Source organism: Nonomuraea fuscirosea (assembly GCF_035917475.1).
In the GTDB taxonomy this organism is placed as follows: domain Bacteria; phylum Actinomycetota; class Actinomycetes; order Streptosporangiales; family Streptosporangiaceae; genus Nonomuraea; species Nonomuraea fuscirosea.
Genome location: NZ_CP109074.1, coordinates 1,569,640 through 1,590,232 on the forward strand (window position 1 = coordinate 1,569,640; position 20,593 = coordinate 1,590,232).

The following is a 20,593-nucleotide window of genomic DNA, read 5'->3' on the forward strand; positions in this document are numbered from 1 at the left end:
CTCCTCATGGCGCGGGGGCGGGCCGTGGCCCGCCCCCGGTGCCGTCGCTCAGGCCTTGATGGCCCTGGTCTCCCCGCGCTGGATCTCGACCTTGCGCGGCTTGGCCCGCTCGAGGACGGGGATGCGGACGGTGAGCACGCCGTTGGCGTAACCCGCGTCGATCTTGTCGCTGTCGAGGTGCTCGGACAGGTAGACGCGACGGGTGAAGGTGCCCATCGTGCGCTCGCGCACGAACAGGCGCTCGTCGTCGGCGATCTCCTCCTCGCGGCGGGCGCTGACGCTGAGGACGCCGCGGTCGACGGTGACCTCGATGGAGTCGGGGTCGATGCCGGGGAGGTCGAAGCGCAGCAGCACGTCGTCCGCGCGCCGGAGCCCGTCCATCGGCATCGCGGCGGAGCCGTGGTCGAAGGCCTGCCGGGTCAGCCGGTCGAACTGCCGCTCGAACTCCTGGAAGAAGGGGTCGATCGAGGTCAGCAGCATTTTTCCACCCTCCTTGTCGTCGGCTTCGGAGGTAACCTCCAATTTCAGTTACAGGTTACCTCCATCTCTGAGTGTGGACAAGCGGTCCGTGGAGTCAGACGTTCTCCAGCCGGGGGCGTACCCGGATCGCCTGCTTGACCGTCCGCCCGGACAGCCTGGCCAGGCCCACGGCCGCGAGCAGGGACGCCGCCACGCAGGCCACGCCGCCGATCTCCAGCGCGACCCGAGGCCCGAACGTGTCGCTCAGCCGGCCGAGCAGCGGCCCGCCGAGCGCGCCCGCCCCGGCGCTGACGATGGACAGGGCCGCGATCACCCGGCCGCGCATCGCCTCGGGGCTGTCGATCTGCGCCCTGGCCGAGACGGTGGTGTCGAGCGCCACCGCGCCCGCCGCGATCGGCAGCAGCACGGCCGCGAACGTCCACAGCGACGGCATCAGCCCGCTCAGCGCCTGCGCCACCCCCGTCGCGAACGTCATGACCAGCAGCGGCCGGACGGTCAGGTTCGGCCGGGTCGCGGCCAGGAAGCCGCCCAGCACGGTGCCGGCGGCGAAGACGGTGGGGAGCAGGCCGTAGCCGCCCGAGCCCGACTCCAGCGGGCCCGCGCTCATGGCGGCCATGGTGACCTGGTAGTTGCGCCCGAGGCTGCCCGAGACGAACCACAGCGCGAGGATCACCAGCAGCCACGGCGTGCGCAGGACGTAGCGCAGGCCGCCGAGCACGGCGCCCGGCTGCCGCTCCTCGGCGGCGAGGGCGTGGAACTCCGCCGGTCGCATCGCCGCCACGGCCGCGATCACCACGAAGAAGGCGCGGCGACGACGACGGGCCGGCCGGGCAGGCGGTCGGCCAGCGCGCCGCCCCACATGCCCAGCACCAGCGTGGGCAGCGCCTGCATGACGAGGCTCAGCCCGACGCTGGTCGCCGAGCCGGTCAGGGTGAGGATGAGCCAGTTGACGCCGAGCACCTGCATCCAGGTGCCGGTGACGGAGACGATGTCAGCTCCCGCCCAGAGCCGGTAATTGTGGTGACGCAGGGCTCTGAACGTGGAGGAAGTGGGAGACAAAACGCGTCCTTGCCTTGGGAGCGCGACGCGGGGATGAACACGCTCCTCCGCGAGCAAGATTCCGGCCTGACCGGAATGTGAGGCAATGCACGTTTGGCGGGAATTCAGACGAGTTCGAGCGGCTGGTCGCGGCTCACCAGCGCCGCGTAGTGGCCGCCGCGGGCCATCAGTTCGGCGTGGGTGCCGCGTTCGACGATCCGCCCGTGGTCGAGCACCACGATCTGGTCCGCGTCGCGGACGGTGGACAGGCGATGGGCGATCGTGATCGTGGTACGGCCCCTGGCCAGCGTGTCGAGGGCCTCCTGCACCGCCTTCTCCGTCTGGGTGTCCAGGGCGCTGGTCGCCTCGTCGAGGATCAGCACCGGCGGGTCGCGCAGCAGCGTGCGGGCGATGGCCAGGCGCTGCTTCTCGCCCCCGGAGAAGCGGTAGCCGCGCTCGCCCACCACGGTGTCGTAGCCGTCGGGCAGCGCGGCGATGTGGTCGTGGATGCGCGCGGCCCGCGCCGCCGCCACGAGCTCCTCGTCCGTGGCCGAGGGCCGGGCGAAACGCAGGTTGTCGGCGATCGAGGCGTGGAAGAGGTACGTCTCCTGCGAGACCACCCCGACGGCGTCGCTCAGCGTGTCGAAGGTCAGCTCCCGCACGTCCACCCCGTCGATCGTGACCCGGCCGCCGGTGACGTCGTACAGGCGGGGCGGCAGGTAGCTCAGTGTGGTCTTGCCGGAGCCGGTCTCGCCCACGACGGCCAGGCTGGAGCCCGCGGGTACGGTGAGGTTCACGCCGGTGAGCGTGGGGGCGTCGCCGTAGGAGAAGTCGACCCGCTCGAACCGGACCTCGCCGCGTACGCCGGTCAGCTCGCGCGTGCCGGGACGGATGTCCACCGGCAGGTCGAGATACTCGAAGATCCGCCCGAACAGCGCCAGCGACGTCTGCACCTCGACCCCGAGCCGCAGCAGCGAGACCATCGGCCGGAACAGCCCGGTCTGCAACGTGGTGAACGCCACCAGCGTGCCGACGGAGACGGCGCCCGTGTGGCCGACGGCCCAGTAGATCATCGCCGGCATCGCGGCCATGACGAGCTGGATCGACGACTGGCGCCACCGCCCGGCCATGCTGGTCCGCACCCCCAGCTCGGCCAGCTCGTCGGAGGCGCGGCCGAAGCGCTCGGTCAGCTCGGCGGAGCGGCCCATCGTCCGGCCCAGCAGGATCCCGCTGATCGACAGCGACTCCTGCACCATGGAGGCGATGCCGGCCAGCTTGCGCTGCCGCTCGGCGGTGATGCGCTTGCGCTCGGAGCCGACCTTGCGGCTGATCCACACGAACACCGGCAGCAGCGCGAGCGAGACCACCGTCAGCCGCCAGTCGAGCGCGACCATGGCCACGATCGTGGCGATCACGGTGGTGAGGTTGGAGACGATGGAGGCGGCCGTGGAGGTGACGACCGCCTGCATGCCGCCGATGTCGTTGGCGATGCGCGACTGCACCTCGCCGGTCCGCGTCCTGGTGAAGAAGGCCAGTGACATGCGCTGCAGGCGGCCGTAGACGGCGATGCGCAGGTCGTGCATGACCCGCTGGCCGACGGTGGTGGAGACGAGCGTCTGCAGCGTGTCGAACACGGTCGTGACGACGGCCACGAGGACCATGCCGAGGGCGAGCAGCGTGAGCAGGCCGGCGTCCCTGGCCGGGATGGCCACGTCCAGCACCTCGCGCAGCAGGAACGGCGAGGCCAGCGACACCAGTGAGGACAGGACGATGAGCGCGCCCACGACGGCCAGCCGGCCGCGGTAGGCGCCGAAGAGTCTGATGATGCGCCCCAGCGGCGCGCGTGGTTCCTCCTCCAAGTGGAGCCCCCCTTGTGGATGCGGACTTCCTGATGCGGACCCAAACAGAGGTTAACTCATATTTGTTCCGGCTAAACTTACCTCCATGGCAGAGAAGGAGCTCTCGGAGCTCTTGTTCCTGGCCGGACGGCGACTGCGCCACGGCTACTCCCGCCGGCTGGAGCCGCTCGGGCTCAACCCCGGCCAGGCGCGGGCGCTGCGGGTCATCGCCGAGGCCGAGCGGCCGCCGCGGATGGTCTGGCTGGCCGACCGGCTGCACATCGTGCCGCGCTCGCTCACGCCGGTCGTGGACGCGCTGGAGGAGGCGGGGCTGGTGCGCAGGGAGGTCGATCCGGCCAACCGCCGCTCGACCCTCGTCGTGATCACCGCCGAGGGGCGGGCCATGGCCGACAAGGCCCGCGAGGCGCGCAGGGAGGCGGGGCAGGAGCTGTTCGCGGTCCTGTCGGAGGAGCAGCGCGAGCAGCTCGCCGGGCTGCTGGCCCTGGTGGAGAGCCAGTTCGGCTGACCGCCGCAGGGGCCGGCTTCAGGACGACGAAGCGGGCGAGTCCCTGGGGGAGTAGCGCCCGGACAGCCTGGCCAGTTTCAGGCTGAGGTGCAGGGCCAGCCGCTCGCCGCCGTCCTTCAGGTCCGTACGCGCCAGCTCCTCCACCCGCTGCAGCCGGTAGTACAGCGAGGTACGGTGCAGCCGCAGCGCCCGCGAGGTGGCCACGGCGCTGCCCGCCAGGTCCAGGTAGGTCTCCAGCGTCTCCAGCAGCGTCAGGTGCTGGGCGTCCCCGATCAGCCCTTCGAGACCCGGATGCAGCTCCTGGTCGGGCAGCTGGGTGAGCACCCGGTAGACGCCCAGCCGGGCCCACTCGGCCGTGCGCCCGAGCCCCGGCACCCGCGCGGTCACCTCGGCGGCGTGCAGCGCCTCCCGGTACGACTCCGCCGCCCCCGCCAGCGTGTCCCTGGGCCGCCCGACCCCGACCACCACCGGCACCGGCAGCGCCGCGTGCAGCTCGTCGCCGGGGACCGGCTGGCCCGCGGTGAGCAGCACCGCGTGGTCGTAGCGCACCAGGTGCAGCGGATGGTGCCCGCCCAGCCGCCGCCGCAGCGCCAGCAGCCCCTGCTCCAGCGCCAGCCTGAGGGCGTCGTCGGGCTCGGCCGCGACCGGCCTGGCCACCTGCACCGTCACCGGCCGCGCCTGCGGGAACGCGCCCGCCTCGATGAGCTGCCTGGCGGCGTCCGGCTCGCCGAGCAGCAGCCCCGTGACGGCCTCCAGCTCCCGGTGCGAGGCGAGCCCGCTGGCCAGGCTCTCGTGGAACAGGGCCAGCGCCAGGGCGGGGGCGGCCGCCGCGGCCTCGGCGACGCGGCTCTTCGGCATGGGCGGCTCGGCGTCGATGAACCACAGGAAACCGAGCAGGCCGTCGGCGTGCCGTACGGGGACGCAGACGCGCGGCAGCAGCCCCAGGTGCGCCGCCCCGGGGATGCGCAGCGGCCGGGCGGCCTCGTGGATGCCCGCGTCGCGCAGCCAGCCCCGCACCTCGGGCGAGGTACGGCGGCGCAGGATCGAGTCGCGGCGGACGTCGTCCATGGCGCCGCTCTGCTCGCTGTAGACCACGACCTTCTGGACGCGGTCCTCAAGCAGCAGAGGGCGGTCGAGACGGGCGGCGAGCTCGTCCACGACCCGCTGGAGATCCGCCACAGCGCCGCCTTTACCTGGATATTTCGACAATTGACGGAAACAGCCCTACAGGTCTTCCCTACAACTGCGCGGTGATCTCCGTCAACAACGTCTATACCGTCAATCCGTGAATGCCCCGAAGAAGCTGCTGAAGGGTCTGCTGGCGGCCATCGTGCTGATCCCGGTGAGCCTGATCGCGACCCCCGCTTCCGCAGCACCCCCCACAGATCCCGAGCACCCGTGGCGGCAGAACCACTGGCCGCAGACGCAGCCCTGGCAACGCGACGCACCCGCCGGCTCGCCGGCCGGTGAGCAGGCCCTGCGCACCCGTCCCCCAGGGGGCGTCAAGCCCATCGACCCGCAGAACTGGGAGAACCCCGACCACATGACGTGGGCGGACTACAAGAAGCCGCCCGGCACCAAGTGGAACGACCCCGCCGTGAAGGGGTCGCAGCGCACCTTCAAGGGCGCGCTGGTGCTGCTCGACTATCCCAACCAGCCGTTCGTGGTGACCCAGCCCCAGGGCTCGACGATCTTCGCCAACCCGAGCGCCGAGGCCCATGACGTGCCGCGCGACCAGGTGGCCACGTTCTACCAGGACTTCCTCAACACCCCGAACGCCCTGAACAAGGGGCACACCATCCACGAGTACTGGATGGAGGACTCCGGCGGCCGGCTGGGCGTGGAGCTGACCGGGTTCGGGCCGTACCAGATGACCGGCAAGGACCACGAGTACGCCATGGAGTTCCAGGCGGGCAACGGCTGCCCGGCCGGCGACACGTGCACGAAGAACCTGCGCACCGAGGGCAACGCCGCCTGGCTCGCCGACGTCGGCCAGGAGACGGCCGCGCAGTTCGACTTCGTCTTCTACCTGAGCGCCGGCCAGGACGAGTCGTCCACCTGGCAGGAGTTCGGGATGATGAAGTTCCCGACGAAGGAGGACGTGCCCGACGAGTGGGGGCCGCCCGACCCCGCGCTGACCAACTGGGTCGACACCCGCTACGTCGAATGGACGTCCTGGCAGGCCGGCTCCACCTTCTGGCCCAACGCCCGCTTCGGCGTCGACTCCGTGCAGGCCGAGAGCTCCGGCATGGCGGTCTACGCCCACGAGCTGAGCCACATCATGGGCATCGCCGACAACTACAACAATCCCTACGCGGAACCGCCGCGCAGGGCGTACACCGGCATCTGGGAGATGCTCAGCCGCGGCAGCTTCAACGGCCCCGGCGGCCCGCACTCCCGCTGGCTGATCCCGCCCACCGGCGGCGCGTCCATGGGCGCCCAGCACATGCTGCGCAACAAGATCAAGCTCAACATGGTGGACGAGCAGAACGTCCTGCGGCTCTCCCGTGACGCGCTCGACGAGTCCGGCCTGGTCACGGCCACGGTCCTGGCCCGCGTGGCGCAGCCCGGCAAGAACGAGTTGTCGGGCGTCAACGTCTCCTTCGACACCGGGGACAAGAGCTCCTGCCAGACCTCCGACCCGCTCTGCGACCGCGGCGGCTACGAGAACTACACGATCGAGGTCGTGGACCGCATGGGCAGCGACTCCTTCACCCCCGACTCCGGCGTGCTGCTGGCCAAGACCAAGAACGAGGACAGGGCCCCGTTCGAGTGGGTGATCGACGCCAACCCGGCCGACATCGGCATGACCGACTACGTCCTGCCCGACGGGACCGAGGTGCCGATCACGATCGGCGACTACCGCCAGCTCTCCGACGCCCTCTTCCACGCCGGCACCGACTCCGGCAGCGAGTACGAGTACGTCGACGAGGCCAACCGCCTGCACTTCTACGTCACCGACCTCAAGCGTGACCGCGCCGGCGAGCTGTCCTACACCGTCGCCGTCCGCTCGCTCGACGGCTCCGGCCCGCAGCGCCGCGGCGTCAAGCTGCTGCCCGCGGCCGGCATCCCCGCCGGCAAGAACCTGTCCACCTGCAAGTTCCCGCTGTTCAACACCGGCAAGGCCGCTCCCGCGCAGGGGCAGCACCCGGAGAACGTCAGCGCCTACCTCGACCACGACCTCTACAGGCTCAAGGCCGAGGTACAGGGCAAGGGCTGGACCGCCGAGGTGCCCAACGCCCTGGCCTCCGTCGCGTTCGGCAGGCAGGCGCTCGTGAGCGTCAACGCCGTGCGCGCCTCCGGCGGCGACCGGCTGGCCAGGGTCAAGCTCACCGCCACCTCGGAGAGCGATCCGTCCAAGACGATGACGGCCACCTGTCACGTGATCGGCATTTGAGTGAACGATGGGGTACGTCTGGCGTAGGGCGTACCCCATCCGTTTGAATCACCCCCAAGGGGGTGTTCGTTGACCGGGGACTTACTGCCGGACAAACCGCGCCGGCGGAAGAGGCCGTGGGCGGCGCCCGTCTCCGCGGGGCTGGCCGCCGCGGCCGCGAGCGTGCTCGCCGCGTCGGTGGAGTGGGAGATCCCGCCCGTCGCCAAGATCGGCGTGACGCTGGGGGCGGCCGTGCTCGTCGGCCTGACCACCTGGGCCACCACTGACGCCCGCGGCACCAGGCGCCGCGTGCCGCTGGAGCCGGGAGTGTTCGCGCCCGAACAGTGGCCGCCCGTGCCCGAGCACTTCACCGGCCGCACCGAGGCGCTGGCCGAGCTGCGCGAGGTGTTCGCCGCCCGCAGGCGCTCGTCCGACCTCGCCCCGCCGCTGGTCGTCTCCGTGTACGGCCGCGGCGGCGTGGGCAAGTCGGCGCTCATGGCCAGGTTCGGGCAGGAGGTCGCCGACCGCTACCCCGACGGCCGCCTGTACGCCGACCTGCGCGGCGGCGTGGACGCCCCCGTGCGGCCCGAGGAGGTGCTGATCGGGTTCCTGCGCGCGCTGGACGTCCGCCTGACCACCGATCCGGGAGGGCTGGAGGAGCTGCGCAGGCTCTGGCTGACCTGGACCAGGGGCCGCAGGATCCTCATCGGCCTGGACAACGCCCACGACGCCGCCCAGGTCGCACCGCTGATCCCGGCCGAACCCGGCTGCGCGGTGCTGGTCACCTCCCGCTCGCCGCTGTTCCTGAACGGCACGCACGACACGCGGCTCGGCGAGTTCAGCGAGCCGCAGGGCGTGGAGCTGCTGGCCAGGCTGGCGGGCGGCGCGCGGATCGTGGACGACCTGGAGGCGGCCAAGGAGGTCGTGCGGCTGTGCGACTACCTGCCGCTGGCGATCAACATCTGCGGCGGCCGGCTGGCCACCCGCGAGCAGTGGACCATGCGCGAGATGGCCAACCGGCTGGCCGACCGCCGCCGCCGGCTCGACCAGCTGGAAGTGGCGCCCACGGTGGACAAGAGCGTGCGCGCCTCCGTCCAGCTCAGCTACGACGACTGCACCGGCGTGCAGCGCCGCCTGCTGCGCCTGCTCAGCGCGCTGCACTCGCCCGACGTGCCGGGCTGGGTGGCCGGCGAGCTGCTCGACGTCTCCGGGCTGGACGGCGCCGACCAGCTGGAGGCGCTGATCGACGCGGAACTCGCCGAGTGCTCGGGCACCGACCAGACCGGCGCCATGCGCTACCGGCTGCACGACCTGGTCCGGGTGTTCGCCGCCGAGCTGGTGGGACAGGACGAGGAGGACCGCGTCACCGCGGCGATCGAGCGCGTCCTGCACGCCTACCGCCGCCGCGCCGAGGAGGCAGCCCAGAACCGCTGGCCGCAGGACTGGAGCAGGAGCGGCAGGCGGCCGAGCGCAGGCGGGCAGGGCCGGGCCGGCGACTGGCTCAACGCCGAGCGGCTCTCGCTCATCGCCATGATCCACCAGGCCCACCAGCTCCGGCTCTGGGAGCTGACCTGGGGGCTGTCCAGGGCGTTCTGCTCGCTGTGCCACTCGCTGCGCGCGTACTGGGCCGACTGGGCGGCCGTCGCGGAGCTGGGCTGCGAGGCGGCCGCCGCGACCGGGGACCGGCGCTCGCTGGCCATCGCGCTGCTCGACGCCGCCTCCGTGCACGGCGGCATGGGGCTGCGCGATCGGGGGCGGGAGGAGGCCGAGGGGGCTCTGGCGATCTTCACCGACCTGGGCGAGTCCTGGTGGAGGGCCAGGGCCATGCGCACGGTCGGCATGACGCTGTTCAGCGACGGCCACCTCGACCGGGCCCAGGACTTCCTCATCGGGGCCATCACCGCGTTCAAGGGCGAGGAGGACCTGTGGTGGATGGCCCGCACCCAGCGCAACCTGGCCGAGATGCGGATGGCGGAGCGGCGGCCGGAGGAGGCCAGGGAACTGCTTGAGGACGCCCTGGAGATCTTCAAGCGGGACGGCAACCGTTATTCGGAGGCCCAGACCCTGCGCGTCTACGGCGAGGTGCTGGCGGCGCAGGCGCGCGGTGAGCGCCGGGCGGGGGACCACCGGCGCGCGGCCGAGCTGTTCACCAGGGCCGGCTACAGCCTCGACCGGGCCGCGGAGATGTTCAGGCAGCGCGGGGAGCTGTGGGAGGAGGCGCGCTGCCTGCGGGCGGCCGGCGAGGTCGGCGACCCCGACAACGGGCTGCGCGAGCTGGACCACGTGCGCCGGGCCGACGACATCCTGGCCGCGCTCGGCGACTCCTGGGGAGTGGCCCGCAACGCCGTCTCCGCCGGGCTGGCGCTGGCCAGGCTGGGCCGCATCGAGGACTCCGAGGGCGAGCTGCGCCGGGCGGTGCGGGAGTTCGAGGAGCTGAGGGACCGGTGGTGGATGGCCGAGAGCCTGCGCTACCTCGGCGAGGCGCACCTGAACGGGGGCGGCCCCGGGGCCGCGGTGGAGCCGCTGGAGCAGGCCAGGGACATCTACCGCAGCCTCGGCAACGAGGCCGGCACGCGCAGGACCCTGGAACTGCTCCGCCGCGCCGTCCCCTCGGACGAACAGGAACCGTGACGGCGCCGCCTCGTCGCGGGGTCCTTCACGTGAGCGGGGACCGTAGCAGCTCTCCCGCCGCCTGCCGGGCCTGCAGGATGCTCTCCTCGAACAGCTTGCGCACGTGGGCCGCCTGGTCGGACAGCTCCCTGATCCGCTCGTGGGCCATCTCGTCGCGTACGGTCTCGGCGAGCAGTTGCTGGTACTCGGGCGTCTTGGCGGCCAGCCGTTCCAGGCGCTGGTGCGCGTGGTAGACCTTGTCCGCCTTGAGCACCTGCTTGGCGTACTTCTCCAGGTGGCGTACGCGCTGGGACAGCGACGTCCAGGCGGCGTCGAGCGCGCTCGTGTACGGCTTGAACGCGTCCTCCATACCCGGCGGCAGCTCACGCGGGATGAGCTTGCCGTGCTCGGCGTGCATGGACGACAGCCGCCGCAGCCGCTCGCCGATCTGCCAGACCTCCTCGGGCAGCGACACCCGGTTCTCGATGGTGTCGATCAGCCCGGCCTTGTGCACCTTCGAGTTCATGATCGCCTCGACGGCGTTCTGCGCCCGGCGCAACAACATCTGACAGGGATAGTCAAGGTCTTCCGGCAGGATGTACCGCTCGGCGTGCGCCTGCGCGAGGCGGAGTCTTCGCCGGGTGGAGCGATAGGTGCTGTCCATCGCCATCCACCTGATCAGTACGATCATGCCGACTCCCAGGCCCGCGACGAACAGGCCCTCGCTGCCGGTCACCATGAAGATCAGGAGCAGGAAGGCGGGCAGCACGAAGAGCATGGCGGGGTTGTGCGTGGTGTCCATTCGCGCGCCCGATCGAGCCATGCGGAGAAGGTGGGGACTCGAGCGCAGCTCGACCGAGATCTCCGGGTGCAGCGATGGATCGATCACCAGCCGTGGAGGCAGAGCTCGTGGATCCATACGTTCATGCTGCGTTATGAACCTCGAATCCGCTCATATTTGGCGGACATATAGGGTCGCAATAATGAGCGAGACGACAAGGTGGATCGACCTGGAAGGCGCGGTCAACGCGCGTGACCTGGGCGGATTGCCCACTCGTGACGGTGGCCGCACCCGTCACGGGCGGATCTTCCGCTCCGACAACCTGCAGGGGCTCACCCCCGCCGACGTGTCCCTGCTGGTGGGCGAGCTGAACCTGCGGCACGTGGTGGACCTCCGGTCGACCCCCGAGGTGCGCCTGGAGGGCCCGGGCCCGCTGACCCGGGTGCCCGAGGTCAGCCACCACCACCTGACGCTGTTCGCCGAGGGCGGGCGGCACACCGACGTGGACGCCGACGTGGACGCCGACGTCATCGACGCCGACCGGGTGCTGCCCTGGGCCGAGCGGGTGCTGGACGAGGAGCTGCGCGTCACCGGCTTCTACTACGGCTACCTGCGTGACCGGCCGGACGCCGTGGTGGCGGCGCTGCGGGCGATGGCGCTGAACGACGGGGCCTCCGTGGTGCACTGCGCGGCCGGCAAGGACCGTACGGGCGTCCTGTCGGCGATGGCGCTGGAGATCGCCGGAGTGACCAGGGCGGCGATCGTCGAGGACTACCTGGTCACGGGGGAGCGGCTGGAGCGGGTGCTCAAGCGGCTGCGCGCCAGCGCGACGTACCGGGACGACCTGGACGCCAGGCCCGCCGACTACCACCTGCCCAAGGCGGGGAACATCGAGCAGTTCCTCGGCGTGCTCGACGACCGCTTCGGCGGGGTGCTGGGATGGCTCGGCGGCAACGGCTGGACGGACGCCGACACGGAGACCATGCGCGCCCGTCTGCGCGACTGACAGCGACGCCGGGCCCCCGTGACGCCGGAGGCGGGGTGCCGGAGGTCAGTCCAGGTGGACGACGGTTCGCTTGCCGGCCGACAGGCGGGCCGCCTCGATGACCGTCAGCACGTCGACCGCCTCGCGCGGATCCACCGGCGGCGCCGCGCCCTCCCGCAGCGCCGCCGCCACGCCCCGGTAGAAGTCCAGGTATGACCCCGCCTCGGTGCGGACGACCTCCCGCGCCTCCTCGGTGCCGAGCACGCCCCAGCGCTCCTCCTCGTCGTCCCCGAAGCCGGGCGAGCCGGGCGAGATCCCGGCCCGCAGCCGCTCCTCCTGCACGTCCATCCCGTACTTCACGAACCCGGCCCGCGACCCGAGCACCCGGAACCTCGGCCCGAGCCGCGCGGCCACCGAGCTGACCCACAGGTGCGAGCGAGCCCCGTCGGTGGGCCCGTCGGTGGGCCCGCCGGTGTGGGTCAGCGCGATGAACGTGTCGTCGTCGGAGGCGACCCCCTCCCGCCTGACGTCGCTCTCGCAGTAGACCTCACGCACCGGCCCGAGCAGCCGCACGGCCTGGTCGACGAGGTGGCTGCCCAGGTCGTACAGCAGGCCGCCGATCTCCTCGGGGCCGCCGGTCTCGCGCCAGCCGCCCTTGGGCACCGGGCGCCAGCGCTCGAACCGCGACTCGAACCGGCGCACCTCGCCCAGCCGGCCCTCGCCGGCCAGGCGCAGCACGGTGCGGAAGTCGCCGTCCCAGCGCCGGTTGTGGAAGACGGTCAGCATGAGCCCGCGCTCCTCGGCCAGCCGTACCAGGTCACGCCCCTCCGCGGCGCTGCCCGCCAGCGGCTTGTCCACGACGACGGGCAGGCCGTGATCGAGGGCCGCGGCGGCGGTGCTCACGTGGGTCCTGTTGGGCGAGGCGACCACGACGAGGTCGCACCGCTCCCACAGGTCCCGTACGTCGGCGACGGCGACCGCGGAGTACCGCGCGGCCACCTCGGCCCGGCGATCGGGATTCCCGGTCACCACGGCCGCCAGGGACAGGCCTGGGGTGGCGTGGACGAGCGGGGCGTGGAAGTACGCCCCTGCGGTGCCGTAGCCGACCAGCCCGACGCGGATCTCGCTCATCCGGCCAGGCTATCCCGCCCCGGGCGAGGCCCTCCGGCCACTCGGCCGGGGGAGGGTTCGCCGGTCACCCGGCCGAGGCGAGGCCGGCGGGTCACTCGTCGTCGCGTTCGGCCAGGAAGCGCTCGAACTGGGCGGCCAGTTCGTCACCCGTGGGCATGGGCGTCGTCTCGGCCATCAGGTTCTCGCGTTCGGCCCCGCCGGCGAACGCGTCGTACTGCTGCTCCAGCCCCGAGATGGCGGTGGACAGCTCGGCCGAGGCGCGGATCTGGTCCTCGATCTCCGTCGTGGTGCGCCGGGCGGCGTCACGCAGGGCGTCCATCGGGAAGACGAGCCCCGTGCCCCGCGTCACGGCCTCCAGGGCCGTCACGGCGGCGGTCGGGTATTCGGCCTGCGACAGGTAGTGCGGCACGTGCACCGCGTAGCCCACCGCGTCGTGGCCCTGCGCGCCGAGCCGCAGCTCCAGCAGCGCGGCCACGCTGCCGGGCACCTGGACCCGGCCGAACGCGCTGGTCTGCGCGTTGATCAGCTCGGGCCTGCTGGCGTGCATGGTGAGGCCGAGCGGCCGGGTGTGCGGGACCGCCATCGGGATGCCGTGCAAAGTCACCATCTTGCTCACCTTCAGCTGCCGGACCAGCGCCCGCACAGCCTGGGTGAACAGCTCCCACTCCCGGTCGGGCTCGGGCCCGCTCATCACCAGGAACGGAGTGCCCGTCGAGTCCTCGGCCACATGGACGGCCAGCTCGGGGTTCTCGCACTCCACCCACCGGTCGGTGTCGAACGTCATGATGGGCCGCCGCGACCGGTAGTCGAGCAGCCGGTCCACGTCGAACGTCGCCACGACCCGGTGCTCCAGCTCGGCCAGCAGGTGGCCGAGCGCGAGGCGTCCGGCACCGCCCGCGTCGACGAAGCCGTCGAAGTGGTACAGCAACACCGGATCGGTCAGCTCGGGCGCATCGTCTGCGAGCTTGTAGAGATCCTTCGGGTCGAACACGGTTGGACAGCCTTTCCCTAGGTACTCTTCACCAGAACCTACGGCGCGCCGGAACGATTCCGTGCACGGCACCCTATCGATGGAAAAGGGGACGCATGGACGAGGACCCGGAGCTGGAGGAGTTCGCCACCAGGATGTTCGGCCTGGCCAGGGCGGGCGACACCGAGGCGCTGCGCGCATACGTCGGGGCCGGGCTGCCGGTCAACCTGGCCAACGACAAAGGTGACACTTTGCTGATGCTGGCGGCTTATTACGGTCACGCCGAGACCGTACGCATGCTTGTCACAAGCGGCGCCGACGTCGACCGGGCCAACGACCGCGGGCAGACCCCGCTCGCCGGTGCGGTCTTCAAGAAGGAATCGGCTGTGGTCAGGGCCTTGCTGGACGGGGGAGCCGATCCCGACGCCGGGCGGCCGTCCGCGCGTGAGACGGCGCTAATGTTCGCGAATGACCAGTTTATCCAATGGTTCTCGCAAAGCGATTCATAGTATGAAATAAGCACTAAAGGGCCTGAAGTTGCTGAGTGTGGCCTTTCGAACACTCCCTAGTCATGCTGGGAGACGTGGCTACTTCTGCGCACTCCTTCAGTAGGCGACCGCTCCACATCCCTCCGCTGCCATGTCCGTTCCCGAACGAGATCAACGTGCATGCCTCGGAGGTCGACGCGGAGAGCCACGCATGGCTGGCCGCCTCAAGAATGCTCAGCGGCGCCGAGACCATCGATCACTTCCGGCGCTCACAGATCGGCCTGCTCGCGGCACGTACCAACCCCACCGTGCCGCGCGAAAGCCTCAGGCTGATCAACGACTGGTACAACTGGCTCTTCGCCTTCGACGACGCCTTCTGCGAAGGCGAGCTGATGGGGCACCGGGCCTCCGCGCTGGCGCGGGCCCTTCCGCCGCTGCTCGAGATCCTCGACCGGCGACGGGAGCCGGACGCCGGCGACCCCTTCGGCCTCGCACTCAACGAGCTCCTCCGCCGCATCACCGAAGCCGCCACCCCCGCACAGGTGGACCGGTGGCGGATCACGGTGAAGGAGTACCTGTTCGCCCAGATCTGGGAGGCAGCCAACCGCGAGGTCGACCTCATCCCCACCCCCGAGGACTACGTCCTGATGCGCCGCATCACGGGGGCCACCTACACCTGCTTCGCGCTCATCGACGCCGGTGGCGGCTACCGGCTGGAAGCCGAGGAATGGCACCACCCCGACGTGCGCACGCTCTCCGACCTGGCGTGCGACCTCATCGGCTGGGACAACGACCTCCTGTCGTACGCGAAGGAGCGCGGCAACGACAAGGCCAGGCACAATCTCGTGACCGTGCTGGCCACGCACAAGTCCCTCACCCTGCAGGACGCGCTGCGCGAGGTCGCGCAGATGCACAACGACGCCATCGCGGCGTTCGTCCACCGGCGCGCCGCACTGGAGCAGTGGGCTCCGCTGCCGGTGCGCAAGTACGTCCGCGGCCTCGAACACTGGGTACGGGGCCACATCGAGTTCTCGCTCGGCAGTGCGCGTTACGTGCACGCCTGGCCTGACGGCACCCGCTGGCCGCAGGCCGTCTAGGTCCCGTTTCAGCTCTCTTCGGGGGCGTCCGGATCCTCCAGCGCGAGCCCGGACGCCTCATCGAGATCGAGCCTGGCGCCTTCCTCGAACGCGTTCTTGTAGGCGAGCTCGCCCATGACCTGCTTGCACTCGCGTACGCACCGGTCGTGATCGTCGGTCATCCACGGCGCGCCCAGCTGCGGCAGGCCGGCCGTGCGCCAGTTCTGCTGCAACGCCCCGAGCAGCCTGGCGGCCACCGGCGGCTGCGCGGCGGCGGCGAAGATGCGCGCCGCGGTCTCCAGCGCCATCAGGGTGCCGAGCGTGTCGTGGAAGTGGCGCTTGATCCGCAGCGCCTCCCTGACGTTCTGCAGCGCCTCACCGGTGCGGCCGGTGGCCAGCCTGGTGCTGGCCAGCGCCCACTGCGCGTGGGAGCTGACCCACAGCTCGCCGCGTTCCTTGCACACCTGCAGGCAGTCCTGCAGCAGCGACTCGGCCTCGTAGAGCTCGCCCTGCGTGGTCAGCACGATGGACAGCTCGACGATGGCGGGCAGCAGGCCCGGGTTGAGCTCCTTGTTGTCGGTGTTGAACTCGATCGCCACGCCCAGCAGCGCGCTGGCCTTCTGCAGGTCGCCCTGGAGCAGCGCCGCCGTGCCCTGCATCTTGGAGGCCAGGATCACCGCGCGGGAGTCGCCCACGCGCACCGCCTCGGTGCTGCACGTCTCGGCCGCCGTCAGCGCGCCCGCGCTGTCGCCCTGGGCGCTCTTGGTGTAGGAGAGCACCCAGAGGGCCTTGCACCGCTCCTTGCTCACGGTGGGGTTGGCCTCAAGGGCCCGCTCCAGGTAGAGGCGGCCCTCGCGGGCGAACCCGCAGCACACCCACATGAACCACAGCGACGACAGCAGGGTCAGCGCGAGCTGGGACCTGCCCGACGGCCTGAGCGCGTGCTCCAGCGCGACGCGGACGTTGTCGTGCTCCTGGCGCATCCGGACGAACCAGTAGATCTGCCGCGGCCCCGACCAGGCGTCCTCGCTGCGCTGGGCCAGGCTCAGGTAGTACTCCAGATGCCGCTGGCGCATCTGCTCCTTCTGGCCGAGCTTCTCCAGCCACTCCTCGCCGTATTCGGCCAGGGTGTCGATCAGCTTGTAGCGCACACCGGCGTGGTTGCTCCTGATCAGCAGGATCGACTTCTCCACCAGCCCGGTCACCAGGTCGGTGATGTCTTCTGACGGCAGCCGCCCGTCGGAGCAGACGAACCGGGCCGCGTCGAGCTCGAAGTCGCCGGCGAACACCGACAGCCGCGCCCACAGCAGCCGCTCGGCCGGCTCGCACAGCTCGTGGCTCCAGCCGATGGCCGCGCGCAGCGTCTGGTGCCGGGGCAGCGCCGTACGGCTGGCGCCGGCCAGCAGGCTGAACCGGTCGGCCAGCAGCCCGAGGATCTGCTCCACCGACAGCGCCCGCAGCCGCACCGCGGCCAGCTCGATGGCCAGCGGGATGCCGTCGAGACGGCGGCACAGCTCGGCCACCGGGGCGATGTTGTCCTCGTCGAGCACGAAGTCGGGCACGCTCGCCCCGGCCCTGGCCGCGAAGAGCTGCACGGACTCGTTGGTGAACAGGCTCTCGGCCGGATCGTCGCCGGGCACCTGCAGCGGCGGCACCGGCACGACGTGCTCGTAGGGCAGGTGCAGCGACTGGCGGCTGGTGGCCAGCACCTTCAGGTTGGGCGCGGCCTCGAGCAGCTCGTGGATCAGCTCGGCGCAGCCCTGCACCAGGTGCTCGCAGGTGTCGATGATGAGCAGCATGTCGCGCTCGCCCACCCACTCCGACAGCGACTCCGAGGCCTCCCGCGAGGACTGGTCGGCGATGCCGAGCGCGGAGGCGATGGTGTGCCTGACCATGCCCGCGTCCTGCAGCCGGGCGAGGTCGGCGAACCAGACGCCGTCGGGGTAGTGGGGACGCACCTGATGGGCCAGCCGCAGCACCGTGCGGGACTTGCCCACACCACCGATGCCGGTGACGGTCACCAGGCGGGATTCGCCGAGGTGCCGTTTGAGGTTGGCGAGGAGGCGGGTCCGGCCCACGAAGCTGGTCAGCTCCGCCGGCAGATTGCCTTCTCGCCGCCAGCCTGTCGGGGTGGCCATGCGCAGCCTCACGGGGGGATCGGCGACACCTGCACCGCCATCGTACCGCCGCGATCGCCGCATGTCCTTGGACCTGCGGACACGCTCGGTATGGGTTTGTAAGCCCGAGTAGTATGTTCGGCGTGGAAGATTTCCTACCTGAGCAGACGGCCGACGACACCGACCTCGCGTGGGGCGACTGGCGCGAGCGCGACACCGACGCCTTCTACCTGGAGAACCGGCCACCCCACTGGGGCTGACCCGGCATGACCCCGACCCCGCGCCCGACCCTGCGACAGGCCGCGCCCGGCGACTACGACGCCATCGCGGCCGTGGTCGACGGCTGGTGGGGCCGGCCGATCCTGCCCGCCCTGCCCAGGGTGTTCCTCGACCACTTCCACCGCACGTCCCTGATCGCCGAGGACACGGGCGCGCTGGCGGGCTTCCTCGTCGGCTTCCCGTCCCCGTCCCAGCCGGACGAGGCCTACATCCACTTCGTCGGCGTCGCGCCGGACGCGCGGAAGAGCGGGCTGGCCCGCGTCCTGTACGAACGCTTCTTCGACCTGGCCCGCGAGCACGGCCGCCACGTCGTCAGGGCGATCACCTCGCCGGTCAACACGGGCTCCGTCGCCTTCCACCGCCGGATGGGCTTCGACGTCACCGGCCCGGTGACCGGCTACAACGGGCCGGGCAAGGACGCGATCACCTTCTCCCGCACGATCTGAGGCGGCTCGCGGGGACGCTTGGCCGTTACTTTCCGCAACGCGTCACGTACCTTCCGTATGCATCCGCTGAAATCGGGAATGGCACACAGCGGTGCGAGGGAGGTGACCGGTGGCCGGACGGCTCAACCGGATGGGGCACAGAGGCGAGCTCATCGCGGAGTTCGCGGGGACCGCGGTGCTCATCCTGTTCGGCGCAGGAGTGGTCGCGCAGGTGGTGGCGGGCGGGCTCGGCGACCACGACAGCATCGCGTGGGCGTGGGGCATCGGCGTGATGCTGGGCGTCTACGTAGCGGGGCGCACGACGGGCGCGCACCTCAACCCCGCCGTGACGCTCGGGTTCGCGCTGTTCCGCGGCTTCCCGTGGCCCAAGGTGCTCCCGTACGTGGTCGCGCAGACGGCGGGGGCCTTCCTCGCCGCCCTCATCGTGCGCTGGAACTACACCGAAATACTGACCATGTTCGACCCCGGGCACACGATCAAGACCCAGATCGTCTTCTCCACCCTGCCCGGCAACGGCACCCTGCCCGTGGGCCTGTGGGGCGGGCTGCGCGACCAGATCATCGGCACCGCGATCCTGCTCTTCGTCATCTTCGCCCTGTCCGACACGGCCAACATGGCGCCGAGCGCGAACATGGGGCCGTTCGTGATCGGGTTGCTCATCGTCGGGATCGGCATGTCCTTCGGCGCCGACGCCGGCTACGCCATCAACCCGGCCCGCGACTTCGGGCCGCGCCTGGCCAGCTTTCTCACCGGATACGGCGGCGCGTGGCGCGACCAGTACGGCGACCTCTACTTCTGGGTCCCGATCGTCGGCCCGCTGATCGGCGGCGTCATCGGGGCCGGCCTGTATCAGGCGTGCATCGCCCGCTATCTCCCCCAGGGCGAGGACCGCGACACCGTGAAGCCGTCCGACTGAGACAGACCGGGGGAGAACCGCATGCCCGAGTTCGTGGGCGCCGTCGACCAGGGCACCACCAGCACCCGCTTCATGATCTTCGATCACGACGGCGCCGAGGTGGCCAAGTACCAGCTCGAACACGAGCAGATCCTGCCCAGGTCAGGGTGGGTCGAGCACAACCCGATCGAGATCTGGACCAGGACCGCCGCCGTGATCCAGTCGACGATGCAGCGGGCCGGCCTGCACGACGGCGACCTCGTCACCATCGGGCTGACCAACCAGCGCGAGACCACGGTCGTGTGGAACGCCCGCACCGGGCGTCCCTACTACAACGCGATCGTCTGGCAGGACACCCGCACCGACCGGATCGCCGCCGAGCTCCAGCGCGACGGCCGCGGCCAGGTCATCCGCGACCGCACCGGGCTGCGGCCGGAGGCGTACTTCTCCGGCGGCAAGATCCAGTGGATCCTGGAGAACGTCGACGGCGTGCGCGCGGACGCCGAGCGCGGTGAGGCGATCTTCGGCACCACCGACACCTGGACGCTGTGGAACCTCACCGGGGGCGTCAACGGCGGCGTGCACATCACCGACGTGACCAACGCCAGCCGCACCATGCTGATGGACCTGACCACCCTCGACTGGGACGACGAGCTGCTGTCGTTCTTCGGCATCCCGCGCGCGATGCTGCCCGAGATCCGCCCGTCCGCCGACCCGACCGGCTACGGCGCCACGGTCAGGCAGGGGCCCATGGCCGGCGAAGTGCCGATCACCGCGATCCTGGGCGACCAGCAGGCCGCCACCGTCGGCCAGGTCTGCTTCGCACCGGGCGAGGCCAAGAACACCTACGGCACCGGCAACTTCCTGCTGCTCAACACAGGGCCAGGCCCGGTGCGCTCCGAGAGCGGCCTGCTCACCACCCCGGCCTACAAGTTCGGTGCGGATCCCACGATCTTCGCGCTGGAGGGCTCGATCGCGGTGACGGGCTCGGCCGTGCAGTGGCTGCGCGACCAGCTGCACATCATCACCTCGGCGGCCCAGAGCGAGACGCTGGCGCGGCAGGTGGACGACAACGGCGGGATGTACTTCGTCCCGGCCTTCTCCGGCCTGTTCGCCCCCTACTGGCGCGCCGACGCCCGCGGCGCCATCGTCGGCCTGTCGCGCTTCCACACCGACGCCCACCTCGCCAGGGCCGCGCTGGAGGCCATCTGCTACCAGAGCCGCGACGTCGTCGAGGCGATGCAGCGCGACTCAGGGGTGGTGCTCGACGTGCTCAAGGTGGACGGCGGCGTGACGGCCAACGACCTGTGCATGCAGCTCCAGTCCGACATCCTGGGCGTGCCCGTCTGCCGGCCGACCGTGGCCGAGACCACCGCGCTCGGGGCCGCGTACGCCGCCGGCCTGGCCTTCGGCTACTGGGCCGACACCGCTGAGCTGCGCGCCCACTGGGCCGAGGACCGGCGCTGGGAGCCCCGGTGGAGCGAGGACCAGCGCGAGGAGGGCTACGCGGGCTGGAAGAAGGCGGTCACCCGGGCCCTCGACTGGGCCGGGTGACCG

At 71.1% G+C, this 20,593-nt stretch carries 18 protein-coding genes; 9 read left to right on the forward strand and 9 right to left on the reverse strand.

Features of this window, described 5'->3' with window-relative positions; all coding sequences use genetic code 11:
- Positions 1-48: 48 nt before the first annotated feature.
- From OIE67_RS07050 to OIE67_RS07065, 4 genes are all read right to left on the reverse strand, one after another.
- Entirely contained in the window at positions 49-480 is a 432-nt protein-coding gene (locus OIE67_RS07050) for an Hsp20/alpha crystallin family protein (RefSeq protein WP_326637792.1), read from the reverse strand.
- Positions 481-574: 94 nt separating this feature from the next.
- Positions 575-1,273, reverse strand: a complete 699-nt coding sequence (locus OIE67_RS07055; RefSeq protein ID WP_326637794.1) for an MFS transporter — start codon at positions 1,271-1,273, stop codon at positions 575-577.
- The gene (locus tag OIE67_RS07060) at positions 1,270-1,539 is read right to left on the reverse strand and encodes an MFS transporter (protein ID WP_326637796.1); all 270 of its coding nucleotides are present in this window, start codon (positions 1,537-1,539) and stop codon (positions 1,270-1,272) included. The genes OIE67_RS07055 and OIE67_RS07060 overlap by 4 nt, the downstream gene beginning before the upstream one ends.
- Positions 1,540-1,643: 104 nt before the next feature.
- Positions 1,644-3,377, reverse strand: coding sequence for an ABC transporter ATP-binding protein (locus OIE67_RS07065; RefSeq protein WP_326637797.1), 1,734 nt, complete (start codon positions 3,375-3,377; stop codon positions 1,644-1,646).
- A gap of 85 nt (positions 3,378-3,462) precedes the next feature.
- Between OIE67_RS07065 and OIE67_RS07070 the strand changes: the two genes are divergently transcribed.
- Positions 3,463-3,882, forward strand: coding sequence for a MarR family winged helix-turn-helix transcriptional regulator (locus OIE67_RS07070; RefSeq protein ID WP_106233966.1), 420 nt, complete (start codon positions 3,463-3,465; stop codon positions 3,880-3,882).
- An 18-nt stretch (positions 3,883-3,900) separates the two neighbouring features.
- Here the strand turns inward: OIE67_RS07070 and OIE67_RS07075 are convergent, their stop codons facing one another.
- The gene (locus OIE67_RS07075; protein ID WP_326637800.1) at positions 3,901-5,061 is read right to left on the reverse strand and encodes a PucR family transcriptional regulator; all 1,161 of its coding nucleotides are present in this window, start codon (positions 5,059-5,061) and stop codon (positions 3,901-3,903) included.
- A 106-nt stretch (positions 5,062-5,167) separates the two neighbouring features.
- Between OIE67_RS07075 and OIE67_RS07080 the strand changes: the two genes are divergently transcribed.
- Together OIE67_RS07080 and OIE67_RS07085 are read left to right on the forward strand one after the other, a co-directional pair.
- Positions 5,168-7,279 (forward strand): M6 family metalloprotease domain-containing protein, encoded by a 2,112-nt coding sequence (locus tag OIE67_RS07080; RefSeq protein WP_326637802.1) that lies wholly within the window; start codon positions 5,168-5,170, stop codon positions 7,277-7,279.
- A gap of 69 nt (positions 7,280-7,348) precedes the next feature.
- Entirely contained in the window at positions 7,349-9,889 is a 2,541-nt protein-coding gene (locus tag OIE67_RS07085; RefSeq protein ID WP_326637804.1) for an ATP-binding protein, read from the forward strand.
- 25 nt (positions 9,890-9,914) lie between these two features.
- Here OIE67_RS07085 and OIE67_RS07090 read toward each other — a convergent pair whose 3' ends face one another.
- The gene (locus tag OIE67_RS07090) at positions 9,915-10,691 is read right to left on the reverse strand and encodes a hypothetical protein (protein ID WP_146177988.1); all 777 of its coding nucleotides are present in this window, start codon (positions 10,689-10,691) and stop codon (positions 9,915-9,917) included.
- A 160-nt stretch (positions 10,692-10,851) separates the two neighbouring features.
- Between OIE67_RS07090 and OIE67_RS07095 the strand changes: the two genes are divergently transcribed.
- Positions 10,852-11,655, forward strand: coding sequence for a tyrosine-protein phosphatase (locus OIE67_RS07095; protein ID WP_326637807.1), 804 nt, complete (start codon positions 10,852-10,854; stop codon positions 11,653-11,655).
- 45 nt (positions 11,656-11,700) lie between these two features.
- Here OIE67_RS07095 and OIE67_RS07100 read toward each other — a convergent pair whose 3' ends face one another.
- Together OIE67_RS07100 and OIE67_RS07105 are read right to left on the reverse strand one after the other, a co-directional pair.
- The gene (locus tag OIE67_RS07100) at positions 11,701-12,765 is read right to left on the reverse strand and encodes a Gfo/Idh/MocA family oxidoreductase (protein ID WP_326637809.1); all 1,065 of its coding nucleotides are present in this window, start codon (positions 12,763-12,765) and stop codon (positions 11,701-11,703) included.
- A gap of 91 nt (positions 12,766-12,856) precedes the next feature.
- The gene (locus OIE67_RS07105; protein WP_326637811.1) at positions 12,857-13,756 is read right to left on the reverse strand and encodes a proteasome assembly chaperone family protein; all 900 of its coding nucleotides are present in this window, start codon (positions 13,754-13,756) and stop codon (positions 12,857-12,859) included.
- Between the two features lie 95 nt (positions 13,757-13,851).
- Between OIE67_RS07105 and OIE67_RS07110 the strand changes: the two genes are divergently transcribed.
- Together OIE67_RS07110 and OIE67_RS07115 are read left to right on the forward strand one after the other, a co-directional pair.
- Positions 13,852-14,244 (forward strand): ankyrin repeat domain-containing protein, encoded by a 393-nt coding sequence (locus OIE67_RS07110; RefSeq protein WP_106233978.1) that lies wholly within the window; start codon positions 13,852-13,854, stop codon positions 14,242-14,244.
- A gap of 155 nt (positions 14,245-14,399) precedes the next feature.
- Positions 14,400-15,320, forward strand: coding sequence for a terpene synthase family protein (locus OIE67_RS07115; RefSeq protein ID WP_326637815.1), 921 nt, complete (start codon positions 14,400-14,402; stop codon positions 15,318-15,320).
- An 8-nt stretch (positions 15,321-15,328) separates the two neighbouring features.
- Here OIE67_RS07115 and OIE67_RS07120 read toward each other — a convergent pair whose 3' ends face one another.
- Entirely contained in the window at positions 15,329-17,437 is a 2,109-nt protein-coding gene (locus tag OIE67_RS07120) for an ATP-binding protein (protein ID WP_326637817.1), read from the reverse strand.
- Positions 17,438-17,682: 245 nt separating this feature from the next.
- On the opposite strand from OIE67_RS07120, the gene OIE67_RS07125 reads away from it, so the two are divergent.
- The 3 genes from OIE67_RS07125 (at position 17,683) to glpK (ending at position 20,590) form a co-directional block, all read left to right on the forward strand.
- The gene (locus OIE67_RS07125) at positions 17,683-18,141 is read left to right on the forward strand and encodes a GNAT family N-acetyltransferase (RefSeq protein WP_326637819.1); all 459 of its coding nucleotides are present in this window, start codon (positions 17,683-17,685) and stop codon (positions 18,139-18,141) included.
- A 109-nt stretch (positions 18,142-18,250) separates the two neighbouring features.
- Positions 18,251-19,057 carry an MIP/aquaporin family protein gene (locus OIE67_RS07130; protein ID WP_326637821.1) on the forward strand — a complete coding sequence of 269 codons (807 nt, stop codon included), beginning with the start codon at positions 18,251-18,253 and terminating at the stop codon, positions 19,055-19,057.
- A gap of 21 nt (positions 19,058-19,078) precedes the next feature.
- A complete protein-coding gene (glpK, locus tag OIE67_RS07135; protein ID WP_326637823.1) occupies positions 19,079-20,590 on the forward strand; it encodes a glycerol kinase GlpK in 1,512 nt (503 codons plus the stop codon).
- Positions 20,591-20,593 lie beyond the last annotated feature (3 nt).

Coding starts and splice junctions, on each gene's coding strand:
- OIE67_RS07120 (WP_326637817.1), bottom strand. CDS start 17,437: ATGGCCACCCCGACAGGCTGGCGGCGAGAAGGCAATCTGCCGGCGGAG.
- OIE67_RS07110 (WP_106233978.1), top strand. CDS start 13,852: ATGGACGAGGACCCGGAGCTGGAGGAGTTCGCCACCAGGATGTTCGGC.
- OIE67_RS07090 (WP_146177988.1), bottom strand. CDS start 10,691: ATGGCTCGATCGGGCGCGCGAATGGACACCACGCACAACCCCGCCATG.
- OIE67_RS07070 (WP_106233966.1), top strand. CDS start 3,463: ATGGCAGAGAAGGAGCTCTCGGAGCTCTTGTTCCTGGCCGGACGGCGA.
- OIE67_RS07125 (WP_326637819.1), top strand. CDS start 17,683: ATGACCCCGACCCCGCGCCCGACCCTGCGACAGGCCGCGCCCGGCGAC.
- OIE67_RS07100 (WP_326637809.1), bottom strand. CDS start 12,765: ATGAGCGAGATCCGCGTCGGGCTGGTCGGCTACGGCACCGCAGGGGCG.
- glpK (WP_326637823.1), top strand. CDS start 19,079: ATGCCCGAGTTCGTGGGCGCCGTCGACCAGGGCACCACCAGCACCCGC.
- OIE67_RS07095 (WP_326637807.1), top strand. CDS start 10,852: ATGAGCGAGACGACAAGGTGGATCGACCTGGAAGGCGCGGTCAACGCG.
- OIE67_RS07050 (WP_326637792.1), bottom strand. CDS start 480: ATGCTGCTGACCTCGATCGACCCCTTCTTCCAGGAGTTCGAGCGGCAG.